Annotated in this window: 16 protein-coding genes; 8 read left to right on the top strand and 8 right to left on the bottom strand. The window is 70.6% G+C overall.

Annotated elements, in window-relative coordinates:
- The first annotated feature begins 97 nt into the window (after window positions 1-97).
- Both R6Y94_RS10730 and R6Y94_RS10725 read left to right on the top strand, forming a co-directional pair.
- Window positions 98-811: a hypothetical protein gene (locus tag R6Y94_RS10730; RefSeq protein ID WP_318395659.1), complete on the top strand. Its 714-nt coding sequence runs from the start codon at window positions 98-100 to the stop codon at window positions 809-811.
- A 530-nt stretch (window positions 812-1,341) separates the two neighbouring features.
- Window positions 1,342-1,578, top strand: coding sequence for a preprotein translocase YidC (locus R6Y94_RS10725; RefSeq protein WP_318395658.1), 237 nt, complete (start codon window positions 1,342-1,344; stop codon window positions 1,576-1,578).
- Between the two features lie 68 nt (window positions 1,579-1,646).
- Here the strand turns inward: R6Y94_RS10725 and R6Y94_RS10720 are convergent, their stop codons facing one another.
- On the bottom strand, window positions 1,647-2,444 hold the full coding sequence (locus R6Y94_RS10720; RefSeq protein ID WP_318395657.1) for an NADPH-dependent oxidoreductase: 798 nt from the start codon (window positions 2,442-2,444) through the stop codon (window positions 1,647-1,649).
- A 453-nt stretch (window positions 2,445-2,897) separates the two neighbouring features.
- Here R6Y94_RS10720 and R6Y94_RS10715 point away from each other — a divergent pair, with 453 nt between their 5' ends.
- Complete coding sequence (locus tag R6Y94_RS10715; protein ID WP_318395656.1) at window positions 2,898-4,562, top strand: cellulose binding domain-containing protein; 1,665 nt, start codon at window positions 2,898-2,900, stop codon at window positions 4,560-4,562.
- Window positions 4,563-4,735: 173 nt separating this feature from the next.
- On the opposite strand, the gene R6Y94_RS10710 is transcribed toward R6Y94_RS10715, so the two are convergent.
- Together R6Y94_RS10710 and R6Y94_RS10705 are read right to left on the bottom strand one after the other, a co-directional pair.
- Window positions 4,736-5,938, bottom strand: coding sequence for a fumarylacetoacetate hydrolase family protein (locus tag R6Y94_RS10710; protein WP_318395655.1), 1,203 nt, complete (start codon window positions 5,936-5,938; stop codon window positions 4,736-4,738).
- Window positions 5,939-6,167: 229 nt separating this feature from the next.
- Complete coding sequence (locus R6Y94_RS10705) at window positions 6,168-6,620, bottom strand: NUDIX hydrolase (protein ID WP_318395654.1); 453 nt, start codon at window positions 6,618-6,620, stop codon at window positions 6,168-6,170.
- A 270-nt stretch (window positions 6,621-6,890) separates the two neighbouring features.
- On the opposite strand from R6Y94_RS10705, the gene R6Y94_RS10700 reads away from it, so the two are divergent.
- Window positions 6,891-7,862, top strand: a complete 972-nt coding sequence (locus R6Y94_RS10700; RefSeq protein ID WP_318395653.1) for an ion transporter — start codon at window positions 6,891-6,893, stop codon at window positions 7,860-7,862.
- A 54-nt stretch (window positions 7,863-7,916) separates the two neighbouring features.
- Here R6Y94_RS10700 and R6Y94_RS10695 read toward each other — a convergent pair whose 3' ends face one another.
- Complete coding sequence (locus R6Y94_RS10695; protein WP_318395652.1) at window positions 7,917-9,086, bottom strand: hypothetical protein; 1,170 nt, start codon at window positions 9,084-9,086, stop codon at window positions 7,917-7,919.
- Between the two features lie 90 nt (window positions 9,087-9,176).
- Window positions 9,177-10,658 carry an RICIN domain-containing protein gene (locus tag R6Y94_RS10690; RefSeq protein ID WP_318395651.1) on the bottom strand — a complete coding sequence of 494 codons (1,482 nt, stop codon included), beginning with the start codon at window positions 10,656-10,658 and terminating at the stop codon, window positions 9,177-9,179.
- 477 nt (window positions 10,659-11,135) lie between these two features.
- On the opposite strand from R6Y94_RS10690, the gene R6Y94_RS10685 reads away from it, so the two are divergent.
- From R6Y94_RS10685 to R6Y94_RS10675, 3 genes are all read left to right on the top strand, one after another.
- Window positions 11,136-11,795, top strand: a complete 660-nt coding sequence (locus tag R6Y94_RS10685) for a M23 family metallopeptidase (protein ID WP_318395650.1) — start codon at window positions 11,136-11,138, stop codon at window positions 11,793-11,795.
- Window positions 11,796-11,942: 147 nt separating this feature from the next.
- Window positions 11,943-12,755 carry a fibronectin type III domain-containing protein gene (locus R6Y94_RS10680; RefSeq protein WP_318395649.1) on the top strand — a complete coding sequence of 271 codons (813 nt, stop codon included), beginning with the start codon at window positions 11,943-11,945 and terminating at the stop codon, window positions 12,753-12,755.
- The gene (locus R6Y94_RS10675; RefSeq protein WP_318395648.1) at window positions 12,728-13,900 is read left to right on the top strand and encodes a hypothetical protein; all 1,173 of its coding nucleotides are present in this window, start codon (window positions 12,728-12,730) and stop codon (window positions 13,898-13,900) included. Before R6Y94_RS10680 ends, R6Y94_RS10675 begins: the two co-directional genes overlap by 28 nt.
- A 43-nt stretch (window positions 13,901-13,943) precedes the next feature.
- Here the strand turns inward: R6Y94_RS10675 and R6Y94_RS10670 are convergent, their stop codons facing one another.
- Entirely contained in the window at window positions 13,944-15,329 is a 1,386-nt protein-coding gene (locus R6Y94_RS10670; protein ID WP_318395647.1) for an aminotransferase class I/II-fold pyridoxal phosphate-dependent enzyme, read from the bottom strand.
- 196 nt (window positions 15,330-15,525) lie between these two features.
- Between R6Y94_RS10670 and R6Y94_RS10665 the strand changes: the two genes are divergently transcribed.
- Entirely contained in the window at window positions 15,526-18,213 is a 2,688-nt protein-coding gene (locus R6Y94_RS10665) for a M14 family zinc carboxypeptidase (protein ID WP_318395646.1), read from the top strand.
- A 320-nt stretch (window positions 18,214-18,533) separates the two neighbouring features.
- On the opposite strand, the gene R6Y94_RS10660 is transcribed toward R6Y94_RS10665, so the two are convergent.
- Together R6Y94_RS10660 and R6Y94_RS10655 are read right to left on the bottom strand one after the other, a co-directional pair.
- Complete coding sequence (locus tag R6Y94_RS10660) at window positions 18,534-20,699, bottom strand: glycogen debranching N-terminal domain-containing protein (RefSeq protein WP_318395645.1); 2,166 nt, start codon at window positions 20,697-20,699, stop codon at window positions 18,534-18,536.
- 367 nt (window positions 20,700-21,066) lie between these two features.
- Window positions 21,067-23,937: an immune inhibitor A domain-containing protein gene (locus tag R6Y94_RS10655; RefSeq protein WP_318395644.1), complete on the bottom strand. Its 2,871-nt coding sequence runs from the start codon at window positions 23,935-23,937 to the stop codon at window positions 21,067-21,069.
- Window positions 23,938-24,178 lie beyond the last annotated feature (241 nt).

Here is a 24,178-nt window from a genome sequence, read left to right as displayed (position 1 = left end):
AGGATCGCCGGACCGGGTACGGCGCCGCTGTCCACTTCCGCCGGCCGGACCTTGTAACATTGCCGCGTTCCTCAGTCGGCTGCTGAAACGAGACGACATGCGGTGGTTCCGGCGTCTGCTGGGTAGGAGGCAGGTCCAGCACGATCCGGCCCGACAGGAGGCACTCCTGTCGGACCTTCGGCACCGGTTCGGCGCCGGCGCCCAGGTCCGGTTCGCCGACCAGGCCGACGCGGTCACCCGGTTGCTGGACGGCGACGACGGCCTGTTCGTGGCGGCCAGGGTCATCCGGGAGTTCGCCGACGCGGCCCACGCAGACCTTTTCGCCCAGGCCACCGAGCTGTACCGGCGTACCGGTCGCCGGCTCGTGGTGGACCGCCGGAACTACCGGCCGCTGTGGCGGGAGGCCGGGCCGCAGTTGCGCTGGCCGTTGCTGGAGCTGCCCTGCGGCTTCCACCCGTACGCGCAGGTGGCCGGCGCGGTCACGGTCGTCGGCGTCCGGGCGCCCCGGCTGGTGCGGATGACCGATCCGAGCCCGCTGCTACGACACGTGTTCGAGGTGCTCGACCTCACCGCCGCCGGCTGGGAATACGGCCGGGTCCGGGCGGACGTCGACGCCGCTGCCCTGGCCAACCGGCTGATATCGACCGCCCAGCACATCCGCGCGGCCATGGACGACCCACCCCGGCTGCCGCCTCCGGCCCGGGAACTGATGCGGCGCAACAACAACATCGACGTCTATGACCACACCGGTCGCCGGGTGGTCAGCGCGATCAATCTGGGCGCGGAGATGAGACCGGCCCTGCTGGCCTGAGATCGCCGGTAAGCCGGCGAGCCGACCAAGCGGGCACGAGCCGACCAAGCGGGCACGAGCCGACCAAGCGGGCACGAGCCGACCAAGCGGGCACGAGCCGACCAAGCGGGCACGAGCCGACCCGGGAAGGCGACAGGAGCCGACCCCGAAGCACGGTAGGCGCTGGCCGACGCGCGGGGAGGAGCGGCCGAGACCGCCTGTCCACCGGGCCCCGTGCCGAGGAGCCGTTGCGCCGTCCAAGCACGAATGTCACGTTTCGGCCGCCGAGCCCGATCTCGAACCTGCCACACGGGAAGTCACCGGCCAACCCGGCCCCCGCCGCTTACGCCCCGGCCGCGGCAGGGTCGAGGCGATCCGGGAGATCGAGCGTCACCGACCACGATTCCGGCCCCCGTCCCGCTCAGCCGCCGTAGATCCGGGCGCTGGTGGGTGACTCGGAGTCCGCCGTGGGTAAGCGCACCGCGCGGACGGGCCCTCGGTGGGCAACGGCAGGCGACTGCCGCGTCCGGGAGCGGATCGGGAGGACGGTCATGGGATACCGGGCGCGTCAGGGCGAGCAGCCGGTCGATCCGGACCGCGCCGAGGACGAGGACGGCCAGGCCAGGTTGACACAGGTGGTCGCCGAGACGGAGGTTCCGGCGCCGTCGGGTACGGACGAGAGGCCGGACATCGTCACCGAGGACGACAACTCCGGGGTGGCCGGCGGCGCGTCCGGAGGTAGCGGCGGCGGCTCGGCGACGACCGGGCACCCCGATTCCGTGCACTGAACCGATCCCCTGAGCGCTACCGTCACCCGTCGCGGTCATCGTCGGCCGGTGGCGGGGTCCAGGTCCGGTCAACGCGACGGCAGGCCCAGGCGTTCCAGGATCTCCCGCAGCCGGTGCCGGCCGGCCATCGACGCCGGTCCACGGAGGCGGTCCAACACCCTGCTGCTCCAGTTGCCGGACAAACCGAAGCGGGCGTTGTACCCGGAGAGAATCTTGTCGTAGCTGGCGATGTGCGCGTCGGCCGCGACGGCGTCGTACTGCTCTCGGTGCAGGACGGCGGCCTGCGGCAACCGCGGCTTGATGTCGGCCTGCTCGGTGGGATCGGGTGCGCCGACGGCCAGCCCGAAGGTCGCCACCGCGTGGGGCGGTAGCTTCAGTTCCGCCGCGACTTCGGCGGGCCGGTTGCGGATGGCGCCGACGAACACCGAGCCGAGGCCGAGCGATGCGGCGGCCACCACCGCGTTCTGGGCGGCCAGCGCGGTGTCGACGAAGCCGATGATGGTGGTCTCCAGGTAGTCGGCGGCGGCGACCTCCCGGCGGGCGCGTGCGGCCAGCCGGCAGGCCCGGTCGAGGTCGGCGACCCAGACGAGGAAGAGCGGCGCCTGCGCGACGAAGGTCTGATTGCCGGCAAGCCCGGCCAGCCGGGCCTTGCGCGCGGGGTCGCGCACCGCCACCACGCTCCAGGGTTGGAGGTTGGACGACGTCGGCGCGGACTGGGCCGCCGCGATCAATGCGGTCAGTTCGTCGTCGGTGACCTCGCGCGGCCCGAACTTGCGCACCGAACGGTGTGCGAGTTGCAGGTTGAGCACATCGCTGGCCACCGCGAGAACGGCGGCGGGGTCACCGTAGCGGGCCGCGGCCGTCATCGCGCCGTCACCTCGTCCGAGGTTCGCCGGGTCCGGTGCGGGAACGGCTGGCCGGGGCGGACCCGGCGGGCGGGGAAACGGCACCGGGCGGTCCGGGAGTGGGCGGGCGTCATCTGCGCGATGGTGCCATGCGCGGCCCGGGTGGGCTGATCCGGTGTCCGGGATCGTCCTCCCGTTCGGGTGAGTGGCAGCGCCGCGTCACCCATTTCGTACTCTCCGACACCCCTACCCTGCCGGAGATCACCCGCCAGGGCGACCAGCTGCTACCCCTGCTCCGGCGACGAGTGCGGCCACTTCGGGTGATCATCGGGTGACCGCCGGCGACAAGATCCGGCAGCAGCCGGGCAGCATTGACATGTTTCAGTGTCTTGCTCGAAACTTATCAATGTCGGCATTGGCGATCATCGATTGCTGTCCGCCGAGACCATCACCCCACCCGGAAGGAGAGCCCTAGTGGCCATCACCTCGGGCTGCTCTGAGATCCGCTCGACGGTCGTCACGCTCGCGGTAGCGGTGCTCGCGGTCGTCGGAACGGTAACTGCAGTAGCGAGAACAACCACCGCCGAGGCCGCCGCCGACGTCGTCGTGGCCGCCTCGACCGTGGAAGACGAGGGCGCCGACTGCCCGGTGCCCGGCTCAGGCTCGTCGACATCCAACTCCAGGCTCCCCGACCCGTTTCGCAAGATAGACGGTACCCGGATCACCAGCAAGGCCGACTGGCGATGCCGCCGGGCGGAGACCCGGGAGTTGGCGGAGCGGCACGTCTACGGCCAGAAGCCGGCGAAGCCGGCCACTGTGACGGGCACGGTGTCGAACAGCAACATCACGGTGAACGTGTCGGACCAGGGCAGGAGCGCGAGCTTCTCGGCAGGCGTCCAACTGCCGAGTGGCACTGGCCCCTTCCCGGCCGTCGTCGTCGTGGGCGGTTTCGGGGCGGACACCTCGACAATCCGGTCCGCCGGTGTCGCCACCATCAGCTTCGACCCCTTAGCAGTGGGCCGGGAGGGCACGCCCCGGAACAACAAGCAGGGCGCCTTCTACAGCATCTACGGTGCGTCCAGCAGCACCGGGATCCTGATGGCCTGGGCTTGGGGCGTGAGCCGGATCATCGACGTGATCGAGTCCTCCGGCGGCAACATTCTCCGGGCCGACGCGATGGGCGTCACCGGCTGCTCGCGGTACGGCAAGGGCGCCTTCACCATCGGCGTCTTCGACCAGCGCATCGCGCTGACCATGCCGATCGAGTCCGGCAGCGCCGGCGTCGGCGCCTTCCGCTCGATCGCCACGGAGAGCGGAGCCCAGCCACTGAGCAGCGCCTACTCCGAGCAGCCGTGGCTCGGTGACGCGTTCAGCTCGTTCACCGGCAACCCGAACAGCCTGCCGATCGACACCCACCAGATGGTGGGCATGGTGGCGCCACGCGGGTTGTTCATCATGGACAACCCGCACGTCGACTGGCTGGGCGCCCGGTCCGGCAGCGTGGCGGCCCTGGGCGGCGCCGAGGTCTACAAGGCGCTCGGTGCGGGTGACAACATCACCTACTGGTCGGACGTCCAGGACGGCACCCACTGCGCCGTCCGGTCCGAGTGGCGCACGCCGTTGCAGCAGAACCTCCAAAAGTTCCTGCTGAAGACGGGCAACGCCGCCGGCACGATGCGGATCTCCAGCCGGAAGGCCGGCAACCTGGCCGAGTGGCGCGACTGGCAGACCCCGACCCTGACCGACGGCCCGGGCACGACGCCCACCACGCCGCCGACCAGTGGGCCGACCACGCCCCCGGTCACCACCCCGCCCACCACGCGGCCGCCGACCACTCCGCCGGTCACCGGCGCATGCTCGGCGACGGTGTCGCTCAACCAGTGGACGGGTGGCTTCGTCGCCACGGTACGGGTCACCGCCGGCTCCGCGCCGGTGAACGGCTGGACGGTCTCGGTCACCCTGCCGTCGGGTGCCAGCGTCACCAACGTCTGGAACGCCAACCGCAGCGGGAACACCGGTGCGGTGCAGTTCACCAACGTCAGTTTCAACGGCTCGATCGCCGCCGGCCAGTCGACCGAGTTCGGCTTCCAGGGATCCGGTTCCGGGTCGGGCATGAGTCCGACCTGTTCCGCCGGATAGTCTCCCGCGCCCCGGGAGCCTTCCCCGAGGGCCGGACCGCCGCTCCCCGGGGCCGAAGTCTGGCCGCCCGACACCTGATCTTCGCACCGGTGACGCCGCCGGCGGGGCAGGTCCTCCACCGCCGCAAGATCGTCGCCGAGGGCACGCCCGCCCAGCCCTGCGGGTCCCGGCGTTCAGAGCAGTCCCCTGTGAGCGAGACTGCCCATCAGGTCGCGGACCCCGAAGTCCCAGGGGTCGCAGTCCTCGCTGTGCCGGACGCGGTTGACCAGGGTGCCGAGCGGAGCCGAGCTGATCCTGACCACGTCGTCGACCTTGTGCGTGAATCCCTCTCCCGGGCGGTCCCGGTCCTGGATCGGCGCGAACATGGTGCCGAGCATCAGGACGGCTCCGTCCGGATAGTGGTGGTGGGGGCCGAGCAGCTGCCGTACCAGCGCCTCCGGGTCGCGTGACATCCGCGACATGTCCGAGATCCCGTCGAGACGGAAGCCGTCCGCACCCTCGATCTCCAACGCCACCTCGAGCCCGCGTACCCGGTCCAGGTCGAACCGGTCGTCGAAGAGCCGCACGAGCGGGCCGAGCGCGCACGACGCGTTGTTGTCCTTGGCCTTCGGCAGCAGCAGCGCGGACCGGCCTTCGACATCCCGCAGGTTCACGTCGTTGCCGAGGGTCGCCCCGACGATCCGCCCGGTCGACGCGACGAGCAGCGCCACCTCCGGCTCGGGGTTGTTCCAGGTCGACGTGCCGAGTACGCCGACCGGAACGGCGGTACCCACGGCGGAGAGGATCTGCCCCTTGGTGAAGATCTCGGCGTCCGGCCCGATCCCCACCTCGAGGTACTGGCTCCAGACGCCCTCGGCTACCAGCAGTTCCTTCAACCGCGCTGCCTCCTCGGAACCCGGGGCCAGATCCTGGAGGTCGGCGCCCACCTCGGCGAGCAACCGCTGCCGGATCTCCACCGCCAGCGCCTGGTCGCCCCGGGCCCGCTCCTCGATGACCCGCTCGATCAGCGAGACCGCGAACGTCACCCCGGCGGCCTTGAGCGCCTGGAGGTCGACCGGCGCGAGCAGCCAGGGCCGGCCCCGGTCCCGAGCCACCCGGCCCGTGTTGCCGAGCAGTTCCGCGAAGCCACCGACCCGCCGGCCACCGAGCCCGGCGACCACGGCGGCGGGTTCCGGCAGTTCACAGATGTCGCGAACGGTGGCGAACTCGGCGCTGACGTCGAAGACCTCACCGTCGCGGACCACCACCGGCGACGGCCCTCCGACGGCCGGATCCCAGATCCGGCCGACCAGGACACTGTGCTCGGCGTCGTCCGGCAATGCCTCGGCGGCGGTGCCGAACCAGTCAGCGGTCGGCTCGGGCGGTCGCAGGGTCACGAGGGTCTCCCAGGGTGGCGAGGGACCGCTCGTCTCGGGGGCGGATGTCGTCGACGGCGTCCCGGAACATGAGCATGGGTGCGGGCTGCAACGATACCGCCCGATCGCCTGAAGATCGAACTCGATGCGGCGCCCACCCGGGGGGTGCCGACGTCACCCGCCACCGGGACGGGAGCGCCCCGGGGCTTCCGCTGCTCCGCCGGCCGGCCGGAGTGACCGGCCGGGGAGATCAGGCTCCGTCCAGCTCCAGGTATCGGGTCAGGCCGTCGGCACGGGCCCGCAACACCTCGGCGAGCAGCGCCCGGCGAGGTTCGGCGAGCAGCGGCGGGGCCGCCGCCGGCGGGACGAAGGCATACCTGGCGAGTTCGCCGGGAGGCAGCACGATCGCGGCCCGCTGCTCCGGCGACAGCACTCCGCCGTCGAAGACGAAGAAGAGGTGTCTTTCCGGACCGTTGGCCGTCCAGGCGACCGCGAGCAGTGCACCGACGGGGAGGTCGAGCCCGAGCTCCTCGCGTACCTCCCTGCGGCAGGCCGCCCGGGGCGTCTCACGGGCGTCGACGCCGCCGCCCGGCAGGTTCCAGAACGCCTTGTACACCGGATCGACCAGAAGTACCCGGCCGTCGTCGTCGGCGAAGAGCGCGCCGGACGAGATCCGAGGCCGCGCGAGCCTGCTCTCCGGCATCGTCAGGTCCCCCGTCCGGCCGGTCGGCCCCTCGTCGTCGCCCGGTGACGATCTCCAAAAAGGATGTAGCCGGCTCCCACGGGGGAAGGAGTCGGCTACACCGAATAGGAACCATAGGTCATCCCGGCCCGGAGAGCAAAGGCGGCACGGGGGGGGACACCGGGCGGTTCGGCCCGGGCCGTCGGCAGCTTCCTCCTCCCCCGGCATCGCCGGGTAGGCCACGAATTAGGCTGTCCGCCGGCAGGTCCATCCACAGAGGAGAGTGTCGGCGTGTACGGAGCCCGGCCCACCGCCAGAGCGCGCCTGGCGGCCCGGTGTGACCGGGTGGTCGACGCCGACTGGTTCAACGCCGGCTCCTTCGCCCTGATCATCGTCAACGCGATCGTGCTCGGCGTCGAGACCTACGACCGCGCGCTCGACCGGGCCGGCGCCGTCCTGCTGGCCATCGAGTACGTCTGCCTCGCCCTCTTCGTCGTCGAACTGCTCCTGCGGTTCGGTGCGCACCTCACCGCCCCGCACCGGTTCTTCCGCGACGGCTGGAACCTGTTCGACCTGCTGATCGTCTGCGCGCCGCTGCTGCCCGGCGTACGGGAGAACGTGACCCTGCTGCGCCTGGTCCGGCTCGCCCGGGTGGTGCGGGCGGTACGGCTCTTTCCCGGCCTGCGGGTGGTGATCGGCGGCGTGCTGCGCAGCCTCCCCGGACTGGTCAGCTTCCTGCTGATCGCGACCCTGACCATCTACCTGTACGCCATGGTGGGCTGGATGGCGTTCGGCGACGCCTACCCCGATCGGTACGGCACGGTCGGGCGCGCCATGTTCACGCTGTTCCTGCTGCTCTCCCTGGACGGTATCACCGACGCCTTCGAGGCCGGTCGGGCCGTCTCGGAGTGGAGCGTACTCTACTACGCCTCGTACATCATCATGGCCTCGTACCTGCTCACCAACCTGCTGGTCGGCATCGTGCTGAAGGCGTTGGAGGACGCCCACCAGGCGGAGCGGCCGGCCGGTCCCGGCACGGCGCCCGAGCCGGCGCGGACGGCGGTCGTGGCGGCGCCGGCCGGGCATCGGGTGCCGCTGCCCGGGGCGTCGCCGGAGATCGGTGCGCGGCTGCGGGAGTTGCGGACAGCACTGGACGCCCTGGAAGCCGAGCTGGCCGGCCAGGCGCCGGCCGGCGGGGCGGACCGCCGCCCGACCGGCCGGCGGCCGAAGTCCGGGCGCAGGGCGGCCGGGGCGGGAAAGTGACGGCACGGCGGATGCCGGAGCCGGGCGCCGCCGGGCCCGGCGCCCGCTGACCGTTCAGGCCCGGTAGGAGCCGTCGAGGAGCCCGTTGACGTACTTCTCGATGTTGGTGTAGCCGGTCCGGTCGAAGTCGCCCGAGGCGTCGGCGCCGGAGTTCGGGTCCAGACCGTACCTGGTCTCCCAGGCGTTCGGCATGCCGTCGCGGTCGGTGTCGGTGGGGGCGGTACCGCCGGGGATCGTGCCGTAGCCGCTGTTGTCCAGGCCGGTGGCGGTCTGCGAGGCCCACAGGTCGCCGGCCGTGCCGAGCGAGGCGACGTCGGCGAGCACCAGGTCGTCGACCCGGTCGCGAGGCTGGGCACCGGCCCGGGCCAGCACCTCGGCGTACGCGTCCGCGGCGGGCAGGGTCGGTATCCCGGCGGTGGTCCCGGACCACGGGGTGGCCATCGCGGTTCCCCCGGCACCGACGTTGAGCGTCCCGCCGTTGAGCTGGCCGTCGCGGTTGCTGTCGATGACGTTGCCGCTGTTGTAGACCTCCTGGTTGCGCATCTGGTAGTACGCGTTGGACGAGTTCGTGGTGCGCGGCCCGGTGATGAAGTAGTTGCCGACCACGTCGTGCAGGAAGTGCCCGCTGGAGTTCCCGGCGGTGTACGCCGCCTGGTAGTTGTAGACGACGTTGTTGATGTACTGGGCGAACTCCACCGACACGTGGTCGAAGATCATGTTGCTGGCGTCGAGCCAGTTGAGGCCGTTGTTCTCGTCGTTCGGGTCGAGGTCGCCCTGCCGGAACCGGAAGTCCCGGACGATCACGTTCGTCGCGCTGTTGAACGAGACCTCGCCGCCCATCACCCCGATGCCGCCACCGGGTGCGGTCTGGCCGGCGATGGTGATGTTGCTCTTGACCAGCACGGTGGAGCTGAGCCGGATGTAGCCGCCGACGTCGAAGACGACGATCCGGTTGCCGGTGCCGACGGCGTCCCGGAACGAGCCGGGGCCGGAGTCGTTGAGGTTGGTCACGTGGTGGACCGAGCCGCCCCGGCCACCGCTGGCCACCGCACCGACCCCGACCGCGCCGGGGAAGGCGACGACCGGCCCGACGGCCTGCGGGCCGGTGGGAGCGGCAGCCGTCGTGTCCGGCGACGTCGGAGCGCCGAGGGCCGGGGTCCAGAGCGTGCCCAGGGAGGTGGCCGCGAGCAGCCCGGTCGTGAGCAGTACGGTACGACGTTTCATCGCTACCCCAGACGTGGCGGAATGGCGGATGCCGCCGTCCCCGCCCCGGGCTGGGGGTCGCGCGGGGGCGGGGACGGCGCGCGGGGTGGATCAGGTGCCGATGTTCGCCTGCGGCCCGGCGTAGCTGCGCAGCAGGCCGGGCACGTTGGCGGCCGGGTCGAGGGTGTACGAGTAGAAGCTGCTCGGGTTGAACGCCGAGCCCTTGGCGGTGACCTTGCCGGAGTCCCACGGGCTGTTCACCAACACGTTGCCCCGGTTGACCAGCTCACCGGCCTCGACGTAGTACGGGTTGCGGCTGTTCTCGAAGTAGCTGTTCTCGACCACACCCTTGGTCAGACCCCGGATGTAGTTGCCGTACGACGAGGTGTTCTGGACGTAGTTGTTGTATAGGTGGCAGTACGCGATGTTGTCCGCGCTCGGGTTGCGGGTCCGGGTGTTCTGGAGCCAGTTGTGGTGGATGGTGATCCGGGCGGTGACGTTGTCGGTCCAGCCGATGCCGAAGGTCTTGTTGTTGTCGACCAGGTGGTTCCAGGAGACGGTCAGGTTGGTAGTGTCCTTACGGCTGTCGATCAGGCCGTCGTTCATCCGGGACAGCCGGTTGTGGTCGATCCAGATCCGGTTCGCGGTGTCCATCTGGATCGCGTCGTAGTCGTACGCGTCGTCGCCCGGGTCGTCGTCCGGCATCAGGGTGTCGCGGATGGTCAGGTTCCGGATGATCACGTTGCTGACACCGGCGCCGAGGAAGAAGCCCCCGCCGACGATGTGTCCGCTGGTGCCCACCCCGATGATGGTCTTGTTCGAGGCGACCCGCAGCTCGGTGCCCTTCGGACTGATGTTGATGGTGCCGGCCACCCGGATCACGTACGGGGCGCCCGCCGTGACGTACTGGTTGAGCTGCGCCTGCGTGCTGACCGTGACGGTCTGCCCGCCGGCACCGCCCGTGGTGCCCTGCGCGAAGCCGTCGGCCGTGTTCGGCCAGTTCCGCCTGCCGGTCGGCGTCGGGTTGGGGTTGCCGCCGACCTGCTCGAAGGCCCACTGCATCCGGGCCACGTCCGCGCAGGTCTCCTGGACGATCGGATTACCACCCGCCGTCGAACCGTCCCGGTCACTGACACACAACCCACTCGCCGCACTCGTGATCCGGTACCTCCCCGACGCCGCCGACGACGCCGCGAACGACCACAACTGGTTCACCTTCGTACCGTCACCACAACCCCACTGCTGCAACTGCACACCCGACACCGCCGAACCCGACGGCACGTCCACACACCGGGTACTGCCAACATTCACCACGTTGAACCGGCCCGCCGACGACACCACCCGCCACTGCTGACGCGCCGATCCCGAACACGACGCCTGCTGCAACAACGCACCGTTGTCCGCCGAACCGTCCGCCACCTCCAGACACTTACCCGACGCACCCACCGCCATCGTGTAAACACCGCCGTCGGCCGGCGCCACCGCCGCCCGGGACGGCAGCACCGACACCGCCACGACGGCGGCGGGCACCGTCAGCGCCAGCACAGCCGTCAGGACCGCACGCCGGAACACCGGCGGAAATGGTTGGGACATCTACTGTCCTTTCTGCGTGAGGATGGCCGGCCGGGTGGGGTGCGACGGCTCGCCGGTCGGGAGCGTCGCCGACAGTGGCCACGTTGATCGGGTCCGAGGCAGCACCGACCGACAGTGGGACGGTCGACGCCGAGAGGGCCGTACGACGCTTCGGCGGCGCCCTGCCTGGTGCCGGGGCTTGACGGCGGTCGCCGCGTCGCGCGGGGTCGCGATCGTGGGGAATCCGAACTGTCGCGATCTTGTCGGCCGTCATCGTGTGACTGGGTAGCCGCCGCCGGCCCGGACGAGCGACGAGCTGATGGAGGTGGTTGCCCTGCCACTGATCCATCTCGATGCACCTGCGAGGTTATGACACCGCAACAGATTAAGTCAATCGATGAAACAAACCGGTGCCACGCATACCTGACCGCCTGACGCCGGCCGCTCGCGCCGGACCCGGAGGCCGGCGGGTTGCCGCCGTCTGCCATCCTCGGGGCGGTGACGACCGGCCAGCCGACCAGACGCCGCACCCGCCGCCGCCCCCGGAGCCGTACCAGCCGGATCCTGCTGACCCTCGCCGCCGTCGCGTCGGCCGTGGCCGTGCTCGCGGTGGCCGTGGTCGCCGTGCTGCTGCTGCGGCCGCCGGGTCCGCGTCCGCTCTTTCAGATGCCGGTCGCCTGTGGCGAGACCTGGCAGCTCGGCACCTATCCCGGGCACGACGACTACGACGTCGACCTCTTCCCGACCGAGGGCGAGGCGTGGGGGCGACCGGTGCTGGCGTCGTACGCCGGCCGGGTCACGGTGGCCGGGATCAACGGTTCGCTCGGCGGCCGTACCCCGGAGAACCCGGACGGTCCGCGCGGGCGGGGCGGCGGTTACTGGGTGAAGATCGACCACGGCGGCAAGTGGGAGACGCAGTACCTGCACCTGCTCGAACCCCCGCTGGTCCGGGTCGGTCAGCGGGTGGAGCAGGGCGAGCAGATCGGGCGGGTCGGCAGCACCGGCAACTCCGGCGCCCCGCACCTGCACTACGAGCAGCGCCAGGGCTGGCAGAAGGTCGAGACGTACTTCGACGGCGAGCCCTCCGGGATCACCCACGACGACACCGAATACACGGTCACCCGGACCAGCAACAACTGCGCCGCCGATCAGCCGTAGCCCGTCCTCCGGACGCCGTCGACCCGAGAGTCGTGATAGACAACTTTCTATATTGATGCTTCGGGCATATGCTCGCGATGCCCTGCCGGCAGCAGCGCGACGCCGGGCCGGCGGACGACCGTCGGATGCTGGCCACGGAGGAACGCGATGCCACGGCGATCCGGAACCCCGCGCTGGGCACTGTGCGCCGTCGTACTGGCGCTGGTGCTGCCGGTGCGGCCCGCCACCGCCGCCCCGGCCGCGCCCGGGCTCCGAGACGGCCACGACGCCCGACCGCCGACCACGCCGACCGGGCTGACCGTGTCCGGGGTGACCGGCACCGGCGTCACCCTCAGCTGGCGCCCGTCCACCGACGACGTGGCGGTGCTGGCCTACGACCTCTACGCCGGGCGGACCCTGGTCCGCTCGGTCACCGGCACGACCGCGACCGTCACCGACCTGGTGCCGGGGACGACCTACGCGTTCGTGGTGACCGCCCGGGACGCGGCCGGCAACGTCTCGCCGGCCAGCAACCGGGCGACGGTGACCGTCGGTCGGCCCCGGGCGGCCGACTTCGCCGTCTTCGGCTTCAGCCAGTCCGACGTGCACGAGGAGGATCCGCAGGTCTACGAACTGGTCCCCGATGTCACCATCCGGGCCATCGGGAAGTGGTCCACCAGCGGCGACGAGGCGGCCGACTACAACTTCGACCAGATCCGGCGCTACCACGCCAAGGGCATCACCTTCATGGGCAGCGGGACGGCCAGCGTCATCTTCCCGCACGACTTCGCCAGCACCGAGATCTTCGACGACATGTCGACCCGGGACGCCGACAACAACCCGGTACCGCACGACGAGTTCGGATTCCCCGTCCCGGCCCGGCGGGGCAACATGTTCAACCCGAGTACCGGGACTACCTGCTCGCCTGGGCCAGGATCCAGATCGACGGCGGGGTGGACGGGATCAACCTCGACGAGGTGAACGCCGGGTTCAGCGGTGGGCAGAAGTACGGCTTCAACGGCAACGAGGGCTTCGACGACCACGCCATCGCCGACTTCAACGAGTATCTGCTGGCGAAGTACCCGGCGTTCACCGCCGCCGACTGGAAGTCCCGGTTCGGTATGACCGACGACAACATCGTCCGCGCCGACGTACCCGCCGACGACCTGACCCGCAACTTCAACTACCGCGACTACCTGCGGGCCAACGGCTGGAACCTCGACCCGCTCACCGCCGCCAACCCGATGGCCGCCGAATGGGGGCGGGTGACCGCCAACCGGATGTACGCCGACGACCTGTCGTTCACCGTCAGCTACCTGCGGCGGTACTGGAAGGAGGTGGTGGACGAACTGCGGGCGTACGCCCGGGACACCGCGCACCGCCGGCTGCTGGTCAGCTCGAACGGGCTGCTGCCGTACGTCGACTTCAACAGTGTCGGGATGTACCCGTGGAACCCCGACGAGCAGACCCCCGACTTCCGGGGCGCCGACTACGTGCCGGTGGTCGACGGGCACCTCGACGGCGCCACGTCGTTGCAGGCCAACTACCGCTATCTCAAGGAGCGCAACCGCGAGATCGCCGGTGACGTGCCGGTGGCGGTCTTCATCGACTGGCCCAACGACATGATGACCGACTACCAGAACCTGCCGCTGGCCCAGAAGCAGGACTACTGGCAGATCTTCGGCGCCGAGGCGTACGCCAACGGGCTCTTTCCGGCCTTCCACCTCAAGGACACGGTCGGTGGCCCGACGGCCGAGCAGTCCGGGATGCTGGGCTTCTTCCAGACGTACACCCGGTTCTACCGGGAGCACCGGGCGCTCTACCGCGACAACGAGCACGGTCCGCAGGGCGTACGGGTCGGGGTGGGCAACGTCGCGGCGAGCCTGCTGGTGCAGCGGGGCGGCGGGGCGCGGACACTGCACCTGGTCAACCACAACTACGACCGGGGGATCATCCCGCAGACCGGCGTTGACGTGCGGGTGGAGCTGCCGTCCTGCCCCCGGCGGATCGAGTTGGTCTCGCCCGACTTCGCCGGGTCGCGGGTGCCGGCCTGGTCCTGCCGGCACGGCCGCCTGTCGATCACGGTCGACCGGCTCGACTACTACGACGTGCTGGTGCTGCGCTGACGCCGCTCGACGGCGGTGCGGACCGGACCCGGCTGCCGGCCGGTCAGCTACGGTGCGCCTCGCCGAGGGTACGGGCGATGTGTGCGTGCCGGTCGTGCTGCAGGGTGGTGGCGATCCGCACGTGCGCCCTGCCGTCGCCACAGGCGACGAACGGGGCACCGGAGGCGACGCCGATGCCGTCCGCCGCCAGCGACCGGATCGCGGTGCCGGCGTTGCGGACCGGCACCCAGACGGAGAGCCCGGCCACGCCGGTGGGCGCCAGCCCGTGCTCGTGCAGGGCTCGGACCATCCGCTGCCGGCGCTGCCGGTAGCGGCCCCCGGCCAGCCGGATCGCCGCCTGTGTCTGCGGGTCGGTGAGCATCTGCGCCAGGGCGCGCTGGGTCAGCACCGACGGCCAACTGCCGGTCGCCTTCTGCCGGGCACGTACCCGGGACACGACCCGCCGGATCCCGGCCAGCGCGCCGACCCGCAGGTGCGGCCCGTGTGACTTGTTCCAGCTCCGCACCAGGAGGGTCTGCTCCGGCAGGTACTCGCCGAGCGAGACGTCCGGGGTCGGGGCGAGTTCGTACGCGGTGTCCTGCTCGACGATCACGATGTCCCGGCCGGCGAGCATCGGCGCCAGCGCCTGGGCGCGGCGCCGGGACAGCGCGTGGCCGTGCGGGCTGGCCATCCGGGACTGGAACAGCAGCATCCTGGGCTGGGTGGTCAGGGCCAGTTCGAGCGCCTCGGGCAGCGGTCCCTCGTCGTCGCAGAGCACCGGGGTCGCCCGGGCCCGGTGGTCCTCGACGATGTCCAGCAGCGACGCGGCGGCGACCTCCTCGACGACCACCCGGTCGTGCGGGTGCAGCAGCACGTCGGCGACCCGGTGCACGGCGTCGTGCGCACCGCTGGTGACGGTGAAGTCCTCGGCCTCGAACGGCCAGCTCGGGTGCAGGAGGGCGGCCAGGTGCGGGTCCACGGTGTCGTCCGGATAGCTGCGCCAGCGGGTACCGAGCACCGCCTCGGCCATCGGGCCGGCCAGGTCCGGCAGCAGCGCCGGATCGGGAAAGGCGGTGGAGAGGTCCAACCCGACCCGAGCCGGGGCCGGGAGGCTGGCGTAGCGGCGACCGGCCAGCCGCCCCGGACCGCCCACGAAACTGCCGTGCCGTCGGTCGGAGTGGATCAGCCCCCGTTGCCGCAGTTGGGCCCAGGCCGACGCGATCGTCGTCGGACCGACGTGCAGGGCGGCGGCCAGGGCACGCACGGTGGGCAGGTGCAGCCCCTGGCCGAGTTCGCCGGAATAGATCAGGTGTCCGAGCCGGTCGGCGATCCCCCGGGCCGACCGGTCGGTGAGCATCAATGCGAGGGCGCTGGCGCGCAGCCGGTCCGACTGGCGCCCGGGCACCGCGTCGGCGTCCCTGAGCTGGTCGGTGATCCGTGGCTGCGGCACCCCAGCGATCATGGCTCTTGATACATCGCCGTCCATGCTCGAGGCAACTATGTTGAGGCATTCTTGAGCTTTCGCCGAGCGGGCCCGAAGACCGAACAAACGCGAACAGCGACCCCACTGTGGATCTTCACGCCCGCCGTTAGCGTGCAGTCACGGTCGATCTACGACTACTGATGTCGAGTCGAAAGGTCCCGCGATGCTCAAGACCCGTCCCCCGTTGTTGTACGCCGCCTGTGTCGGCCTGGTCGCCCTGGTCGGATCCACCGCCGTCGCACCCACCGCCACCGCCGGCCCCGGCCTCGCCGAAACCGCCGTGACCGGCCGGGTCGCGATCCCCACCCCGGAACAGCACTTCGGCTTCAAGATGGGCACCGAAGGAAAGCTGGCCGGCTATCCCGACGTACTCCGCTACCTGAAACTGGTCGCGGAACGGTCCGACCGGGTCGACTACGAGACCATCGGGCGCACCACGATGGGCAACGAATACGCGACGGTGCTCATCAGCGCACCGAAGAACCTGCGCCGGCTGGACCGCCTGGTCGAGATCAACCAGAAGCTCTCGGACCCGCGCAACACCAGCCCGGAGCAGGCCCGCAGGCTCGCCGAGGAGGGTGTGCCGTTCTACCACCTGGAGGCGACGATCCACTCCAGCGAGGTGGGCAACGGACAGGCGATCAACGACATCGTGCACCGGCTCGCCACCGAGGACTCGGACTTCACCAGGAACGTCCTGAACAACTCGGTCATCGTGCTGGTGCCGTCGCAGAACCCGGACGGCCAGCACCTGATCATCGACCACTTCAACTCCACCGCCGGCACGAACTACCGGCGGACCTACCCGGACCTCTACCACAAGTACACCGGGCACGACGACAACCGCGACTGGACGATGTTCACCCAGATCGAGGCGCAGTACCGGCTGGCGCTGGAGAAGAAGTACCGGCCGGCGATCGTGCACATCATGCACCAGAAGGGCAACACCGGCAGCCGGATCTTCGTACCGCCGTACGGGGGGATCACCAGCGAGAACGTGCCGGCGAACATGAGCTCCTCGGTCTCGGCGATCGGCCAGCACGCCGCCCGGTCACTCGCCGCCGCCGGCAAGACCGGGGTCGGCAGCCTCGACTACCACATCTTCTGGACCCTGGAGCAGCCGGTCGGGTTCTTCCCGTTCACCGGCTCCGGCGTCTACCTGACCGAGATCGCCTCGGTGACCGACTACGCGTACCCGCAGGTGTCGTCGGACGGTCGCCCGCTCGGCCCGCAGCAGGCCCGGATGAGCCTGATCGAGCCGTACCGCTCGAACACCTGGACCCTGGCGGACATCGTCGACTACGCGAAGATCGCCACCTACGCCGGGTTGGAGTACACCGCGGACAACGGCCGGGAACTGCTCTACGACAACCTGTACGCGGTGCCGCACGAGTACATGACCAAGGGCGTACCCGCCGGCAGCTACGCGTTCGTGGTCAACGCCGACCAGCGTGACCCGTACGCCACCTTCGAGATGCTCCAGCGCCTGGAGTGGACGCAGGTGAAGATCGACCGGGCCACCTCGGAGTTCGTCGCCGACGGGAAGCGCTACGGCGCCGGCTCGTACGTGATCAAGATGCGGCAGCCGCGCGGCAACTGGGCGCACCAGGTGCTCGGCACCGACAGGTACCCCGAGGTGCGCGACTGCACCGAGTGCCCGGTGCTGCTGCCGTACGCGGAGGCGACCACCAGCCTGCCGCTGCAACTCGGGGTCGACGTCGCCGAGATCCGCGCGCCGTTCCAGGCCAGCCTGGAACGGGTCACCTCGGTGAAGCTGCCCCAGGTGACGATGCCGCCCGCTCCGGGCGACAAGGGCGCCTACCTGGTCCGCCCCGAGTCGTACGGGACGGTCCAGATCGTCTCGGCGTTGCAGGACGCGAACATCCCGACATTCCGCGCCGCGAAGGGGTTCGGCGCGCAGGGCGGCAGCTATCCGCCCGGTACCTACGTCGTGCCGGCCACCCCGCAGGCCCGCAACGTACTGGCGACCGCGTCGGCCAAGGTCGGCCTCCAGGTCACCGCGGTCGCCCGGCCGCCGCGCGTCGCCGGGGTGCAGCTCAAGCCGCAGACCCGGGTCGGCCTGTTCCGGGGCATCGGCAACATGCCGGGCGGCTGGGACATGTGGCAGTTCGACCAGTACGGCATCAACTACGACGTGGTCGCCGCGCAGGACTTCCAGCGGAAGTCGCTGAACGAGCTGTACGACACGATCGTCCTGTCGCACGGCATCTCCAAGGACGACATCGTCGAGGGCCTGGACCCGAAGGAGTACGCCGAGGAGTACTCCTGGGCCTACGGGGTCGGCGACAAGGGGTGGCGGAAGCTTCAGCAATTCGTCCGCAACGGTGGCACGCTGCTGGCGATCGGCAGCTCGGTGGCGACGGTGCAGGAGCTGCTGAACCTGCCGATCAAGCCGGCCCTGCCCGACGACGAGGACCAGTTCGTCACCGGCGGCAGCCTGCTGCACCAGGAGTTCGACCCGGAGAACCCGGTCGCCTGGGGCATGCCGGACTCCTGGCCGGTCTGGCTCTACGACACCCAGGCTTGGGAGCTGACCGGCGCGGGCGGGACGGTGGTGTCGAACTACCCGGCGGAGGGTGAGGTGCTGGCCAGCGGATACCTGCGCGGCGCCGCGCACATCCGGGGTGCGGTCAACACCGCGTCCTTCGCCGTCGGCAAGGGGCAGGCGGTGACGTACGGCAGCGAGATCACCTTCCGTACCCTGCCCCGGGCGCAGTTCAACCTGCTGTACAACGCGATCTACCACGGCCCGGCGGCCGAGGTGGACGCGACCGGACTCCAGCAGCTCCGGACACGGTTCGGGTCGGACGGCACGCTCGCTGCACGGTAGCGCGGCCGGCACGACACCGGGTCCGGGTGGTCACCGTCGAGGTGGCCGCCCGGACCCGCGCCGTTGGCAGGGTTCTGGTCGACAGCGACGACACGACAGGAGACACCCCCGGTGCGCAAGATCATCAGCTCGACCTGCACCACCCCCGACGGCGGCATCGACAACCCGGCGTGGACGGCCCCCGTACTTCGACGAGGAGGCCGGTGCGGTCGCCGCCAGCCAGACCGCGGCGAGGGTGGGCCCGGTCCCCGCCCGGGTCCACCTCCGCCCGGCCGCAGCCGCGCCGCACCGGGTGGCTGACGAACCCGGCACCGCCCGGGTCAGGCCACCAGCCGCAGGTGGCCCCGCCGCCGGTTCACCTCGATCTCCCAACACTGGCCGAAGCCCTGCACCCGGCTGAGCTGGATCCGTCCGAACCGCTCGGGAACGTCCGGGTCCAGCACGAACCGTCCGTCCCGGGCCTCCAGGCCGAACATGGTCCGCAGGAACAGCAGCGGTGCGGCACTGGCCCAGGCCTGCGGGTTGCAGGCGGTCGGGTACGGCACCGGAACCCGGCCGAACGAGCGGTCGTAGCCGGAGAACGCCTCCGGTAGCCGGTTGTCGGAGTACCGGGCAGCCTCCATCATCGCCTCGATGATCCGGTTCGCCTCCGCCCGGAAGCCGTACCGGGCCAGCCCGTGGGCGATCAGCGAGTTGTCGTGCGGCCAGACGGTGCCGAGGTGGTAGCCGATCGGGTTGTAGCCGCGGTCACCGGTCGAGAGCGTACGCACGCCCCAGCCGGAGAAGAGTTGGTCGGACATGAGCTGCCGGGCCAGGATCGCGGCCCGCTCCGCCGGCACGATGCCGCTCCACAGCAGATGGCCGATGTTGGAGGTCATGGCGTCGATCGGCTGTTTGTCCCCGTCCAGGCCGAGGGCGTAGTAGCCGCCCCGGTCGTCGAGCCAGAAGTCCCGGTTGAACCGGTCGGCCAGCTCGGCGGCCTCGGCGCGCAGCCGCCGGGCCAGCTCCGGGTCCGCGTACGGGCCGTCGGCGAGTTCGGCCATCCGCAGCTTCGCGTCGTAGGTGTAACCCTGGATCTCGCAGGTCGCGATCGGCAGCACCGGAATCGTCCCGTCGGCAAACTGCACCCCGTTCCAGGAGTCCCGCCAGCACTGGTTGCCCAGCCCCTGGCTGGACCGGGTGGCATACTCGACGTAGCCGTCGCCGTCGGAGTCGCCGTACTCGTCGATCCAGCGCAGCGCCGCGTACGCGTTGTCCCGTACGTCGTGCAGGAGTTGGTCGTCGCCGGTCCAGCGCCAGTACTCGGAGAGCAGCACCAGCCAGAGCTGGGTGGTGTCGGAGGCGCCGTAGTACGGGTTGTGCGGCTTGACACCGAGCCGGGTCAGCTCGCCGCTGCGGTACTCGTGCATCATCTTGCCCGGCTCCCGGTCGGTGAAGTCGTCCAGCTCGGTGGCCTGGTGCGCGGCGAGGGTCAGCAGGGTGCCCCGGGCGAGTTCCGGCCCGCCGATCATCGCCTGGTACGCCGTGATCAACGAGTCCCGCCCGAACACGGTGAGGAACCACGGCAGCCCGGCAGCGGTGATGACGACCCGCTGCCCGGAGATCTCCTTCTCGACCCGCATCGACACCAGGTCGTCCACGGACTGGTGGTAGACGTCGCAGACCAGGTCGGAGTCGGCGTGCACGTCCGGTCGGCTGGCCCGCCACCGGCTGGTCGAGTCGTTGCCGCCGCCGACCTCGAACACCTCGCCGAACTCGCGGCGGGTCGGCACCACGTCGATGTTGACGTACCGCAGCGGCACGTGCAGCTCGACCTGCCAGCTCTCCCCCGGGTGCAGGACCAGGTCCCAGACCAGGTCGTCGCCCTCGATCCGGGTCGCGGGCGGGATCGCCAGCACCTGGGTGCGGGCGGTGAAACCCTCGTTCTCGTACCCGAAGCAGAGCTGGGAACCGTCGGCCGCGTGCTCCCGGACGATCTGTCCGGACCGGTCCCGGAGCTGCTCCTTGATCTCGAACAGGTCGGCGAAGTCGGCGTCGACCGCGAGCCGCAGTTCGATCGGCACCCGCTCGGCGGCGAAGCACTGCACCGCGATCCGCTCGAACATGCCCTCGCCGACGAACCGTTGCCGGCGGATCCCGATCCGGTTGGCGGACAGCTCGGGCAGCTCCGCGTTGGCCAGGAAGAAGGCCGCCGAGAACGGGTCGACCGAGCTGGACCCGAGCAGCAGCGGTCGGGCGCCGCCCAGCAGGAGTTGCCAGCGGCTCAGGAAGCGGGTGTCCTCGTGGACCAGCCCGCCGATCGAGCCGGGCGGCACGTCTCCGACCGCGTCGGAGAGCATGAACGACAGCCCGTCGAGTACGCCGATCGCGTTCGGGCCCAGCTCGGGCGGCAGGTCACGATCCGTCCCGCTCGGTGCCTGGCCGCCCGGCACCGGCTCGGGGCTCGGGTCGGCGGGAGTGGGCCGCCGTCGACCGGTCGTCGTCACGCGCACCTCCGAGAGGGGAGCGGATTGCGTGCATATAGCCTGTAATGCTACCTGGCGACAGCCCTGCGGCCTGGCTAAACGCCCGGACGCGGGCCGGCGCAGCCTCGCCCCCGACCCGCCGGGCACCGCACCGGTCCGGTCGCCGACGGCGTCCAGTTCGCCTCCAGTCTCCGTCCGATCGATCTTGTGAAGCTGGCGCGGGTCGCCACGCCCGCCGAGCGGCGGACCCGGCTGCACCACCGGGCGGCCGCGGTGCCGCGGCGGTTCGGCAGGTAGCGGCGGCAGACCGGCCGGAAGCGGACGGGGCCGCCGCCAGCGGGGTGCTGGCGACGGCCCCGGAAACGCTCCGGACCTCTGCGGTGCCGGGTTACGGCGCCACCATGGGCGGCACCACCTGGACGACCGCCCACTGGTTGCGGTGGCCGGGCTGGAGCAGGTCGAACCGGACACCGAAGTTCAGTCCGACCTCGCCCGGGTTGCCGGTGCCGGTCAGCACTCCGCCACCCAGGTCGATGCCGTACTGGCCAGGCGCCGGCTTGCCGTTCTTGTCCACGGTCCGCACCGAGTACGGCGCGTTGCCCTTCGAGGGCAGCACGACCGACGCGTCGGCGTCGCGGAAGAACAGCGGGTTCGCGGCGTCGAGGTCCGGCCGGTACTCGATGCCCGGGTACCAGCCCCTGCTGTCGGTGAACGACCTGACCCCGGGCTGCGCCTTGAACTTGGTGCAGTACGCGCTGAACGGCTCGTTCGGCGCCTCGAAACACTCGGTGAACGGGTACGTCTTGCCGAACCCGAACGCCGCGTTCGACGACTGCGGCCGCGAGGGCAGGTTGTCCAGCCCCGACGGGTCCTTCGCCGCCGCCGTGCCCTGCCGGCGGTACGGGTCGAAGTGCGAGTCCACGATCAGCAGACCGCCCTTGGAACCGACGCTCGGCGGGTCGAACAGGTTGTTGAGGGTCAGGTTGAGGTCGCCGTAGCTGGTGTCCCGGTACCAGACGAGCATGCCCGGGGCGTTGTACGGCACCCGGTCCACCTTCCAGGCACCGTCCCGGCTGTAGTTCGTCTGGTAGGCGTACTTCAGGCCCTCGTCGAAGCCGTCGTGGTTACGCCACTCGGCGAGGTAGTAGTGCGCGAACGAGAACTCGCCGGGCGAGATGGCCCAGCCGGCCCCGGTGGTGGTGGTGAAGCTGCCGACGGTCGCGGTCCAGCCGTTGGCACCACTCTCCACATCGTCCGACCAGACGGCGGCGCCGTCGGCGGTGACCGAGAAGTCGTCGGTGAACCAGCCGGTGTCCTCGAACCCGGCGTCGGTGGCGTACCGCAGCCGCAGTTGCACGGTCTGGCCCGCGAAGCCGGTCAGGCTGACGTAGTCGTGCCGCCACTCGCCTCCGGTGCTGCCGGTCAGGCCGTATTTCTTGTCACCGTAGTCGTGCATCCGGCCGTTCGGGTCGGCGTAGCCGTCGTCGGTGGAGACGAGGTTGCCGGCGGAGTCGAAAACCTTCTGCTCGGCCCAGGTGTTGCCACCGTCGGTGGAGACCTCGACGAAGCCGAAGTCCCAGTCCGCCTCGATGGAGTAGTTGTTCCAGAGCCAGAACCGCACGTCGCCACCGGCCGGCACCTCCAGGGTGCGGGTCAGCCGTACGTCGGCCCAGGACTGGTCGTTGCTGGTCCACCACTGGCCCTCCCCGCTGTGCGGAGTGGAGAGGGTGATCTGCTTGGCCGGCAGGTTCACCCGGACCCCGTCCTCGGTGCCGACCGGGGTACGCGAGGTCTGCCCGAGCTTGACCCGGGCCGGGTCGTCGCCGGGGTTCAGGATGACCGGGTCGGCCCAGCCGAGCACGAACTTGTCCCAGAGGCCCATGTGGGTGGGGATGCCCTGGAAGATCGGGCCGGTGTGCGAACCGGACGACATCAGGTCCCAGAAGTCGACGTCCGAGTCGCCGCCGGAGCCGATGTCGTACAGGTCCGGCAGGCCGAGGTCGTGGCCGTACTCGTGGGCGAAGACGCCGACGCCGGAGTCCTCCGGCTGGACGATGTAGTTGCTGATCATCTTGTCGGTACCCGGGATGGTGTGCCCGGGCACGATGGCGGACGAGTGCGCCCAGATCGCGTACGCGCCCTCGGCGCCACCGCCACCGGACTTGTCCTCACCCGCGTGCACCAGTACCAGGTGGTCGACGACCCCGTCCGGCTCGTTGAAGTTTCCGTCGCCGTCGGCGTCCGCGGTGTCCTCGATGTCGTAGTCGGCCCATGGGAAGTCCGGGTTCTGCGCGGCCAGCACGTTGACCGCGTCGACGCCGAGCGCGCCGGGACCGGACGGGTTGTCCGGGTGCCCGTTCATGTCCTGGCTGGCCCCGGCCACCCATTCGCCGTCGACCTGCGTGCAGGTGTCGGCGCCGTACCACGCCTCGGAGTGCGGCACGGTCACCCAGGGGGTCGCCTGGCCGTCCACCGTGTACGCGCCCTTGGACATCTCCAGGTACATGTTGCGCATCGTGTACCCGCGCAGGTCGATGCCGCGCCGGCCGTCCGGGCCGCGCAGGTCGGTGCGGACCCGCTCGGTGATGCCCTCCCGGCTGTAGAGCATCTTGTTGTAGAACTCGGTGGAGAAGTCCGGCACCCACATCGAGTTGTTGTCCGGGTGCGAGGCCTTCGCCGGGTTCGGGATGTTGTTGTGCAGCGGCCCGTTCTGGACGTTGCCGGGCACGCACTCCCGCTCGTTCTCCGGCGTGGTCGCGTCGTCGAACGTCGCGCGTGGCACCATCACACCGGTGAAGTCGTCGTCCGCGTCGGGGTTGAACTCGACCAGGATGGTCAACAGCTTCGCGACCTGCGTCTCGTCGGCCTGCTTGTAGCGAATGTGCCGCGGGTTCCTGCCGGTCCGGATCGCCTCGGCCTCGGTCTTGGCCAGGCCCCGGGCCGCCACCGGGTTGCCCTCGACGAACTTGCGGCCGAACGCGGCGACCGGATCGGGCCGCTCCTGCTTGACCTTGCGCTTGCCGCCCTGGACCGCCACCTCGGGGCCGTCGCTGGGCCGCTCGACCTCCGGGTCGACGTAGTTGATGTAGTAGTCCCGCTCGGTCGGCGTGAACCGGGCCGCCCGGTCAGCGGTCGCCGGCCCGGCACCACTGATCGCCACCCCGGCCGCCGCGACCAGCAGCACGGGTACCGACGCCGCGAGCAGGCGCCTGCGCCCGCCCGCCCATCTCATCCCCCCGCTGACTGTCAGTCGTTGCACGTCCCTCCCCTTCCGCGCTTCCCTGAGCGAAGCAATCACCCCGCGCATCCGCTCGGACACGCGGGCAACGACAGGGACGCTATGCGACGGCCCGGCCATGGACAACCACCGCTGCCTTTTCGGCATCACAGAACCGTCCAACCGGGCAGTTCGCGCTTGTCCGTCCATCACGTACGTTCCCGGCGAGCAGCCACGACGCCCCCCGCACCCGTCCCCCGGACACTCAGTCCGGGCACCGAGC

Origin of the sequence: Plantactinospora sp. KLBMP9567, from assembly GCF_033446045.1 — a bacterium.
Lineage (GTDB): Bacteria > Actinomycetota > Actinomycetes > Mycobacteriales > Micromonosporaceae > Plantactinospora.
Note: the sequence above shows the minus strand (reverse complement) of the source record. Positions and strands in the feature narration are given on the sequence as shown.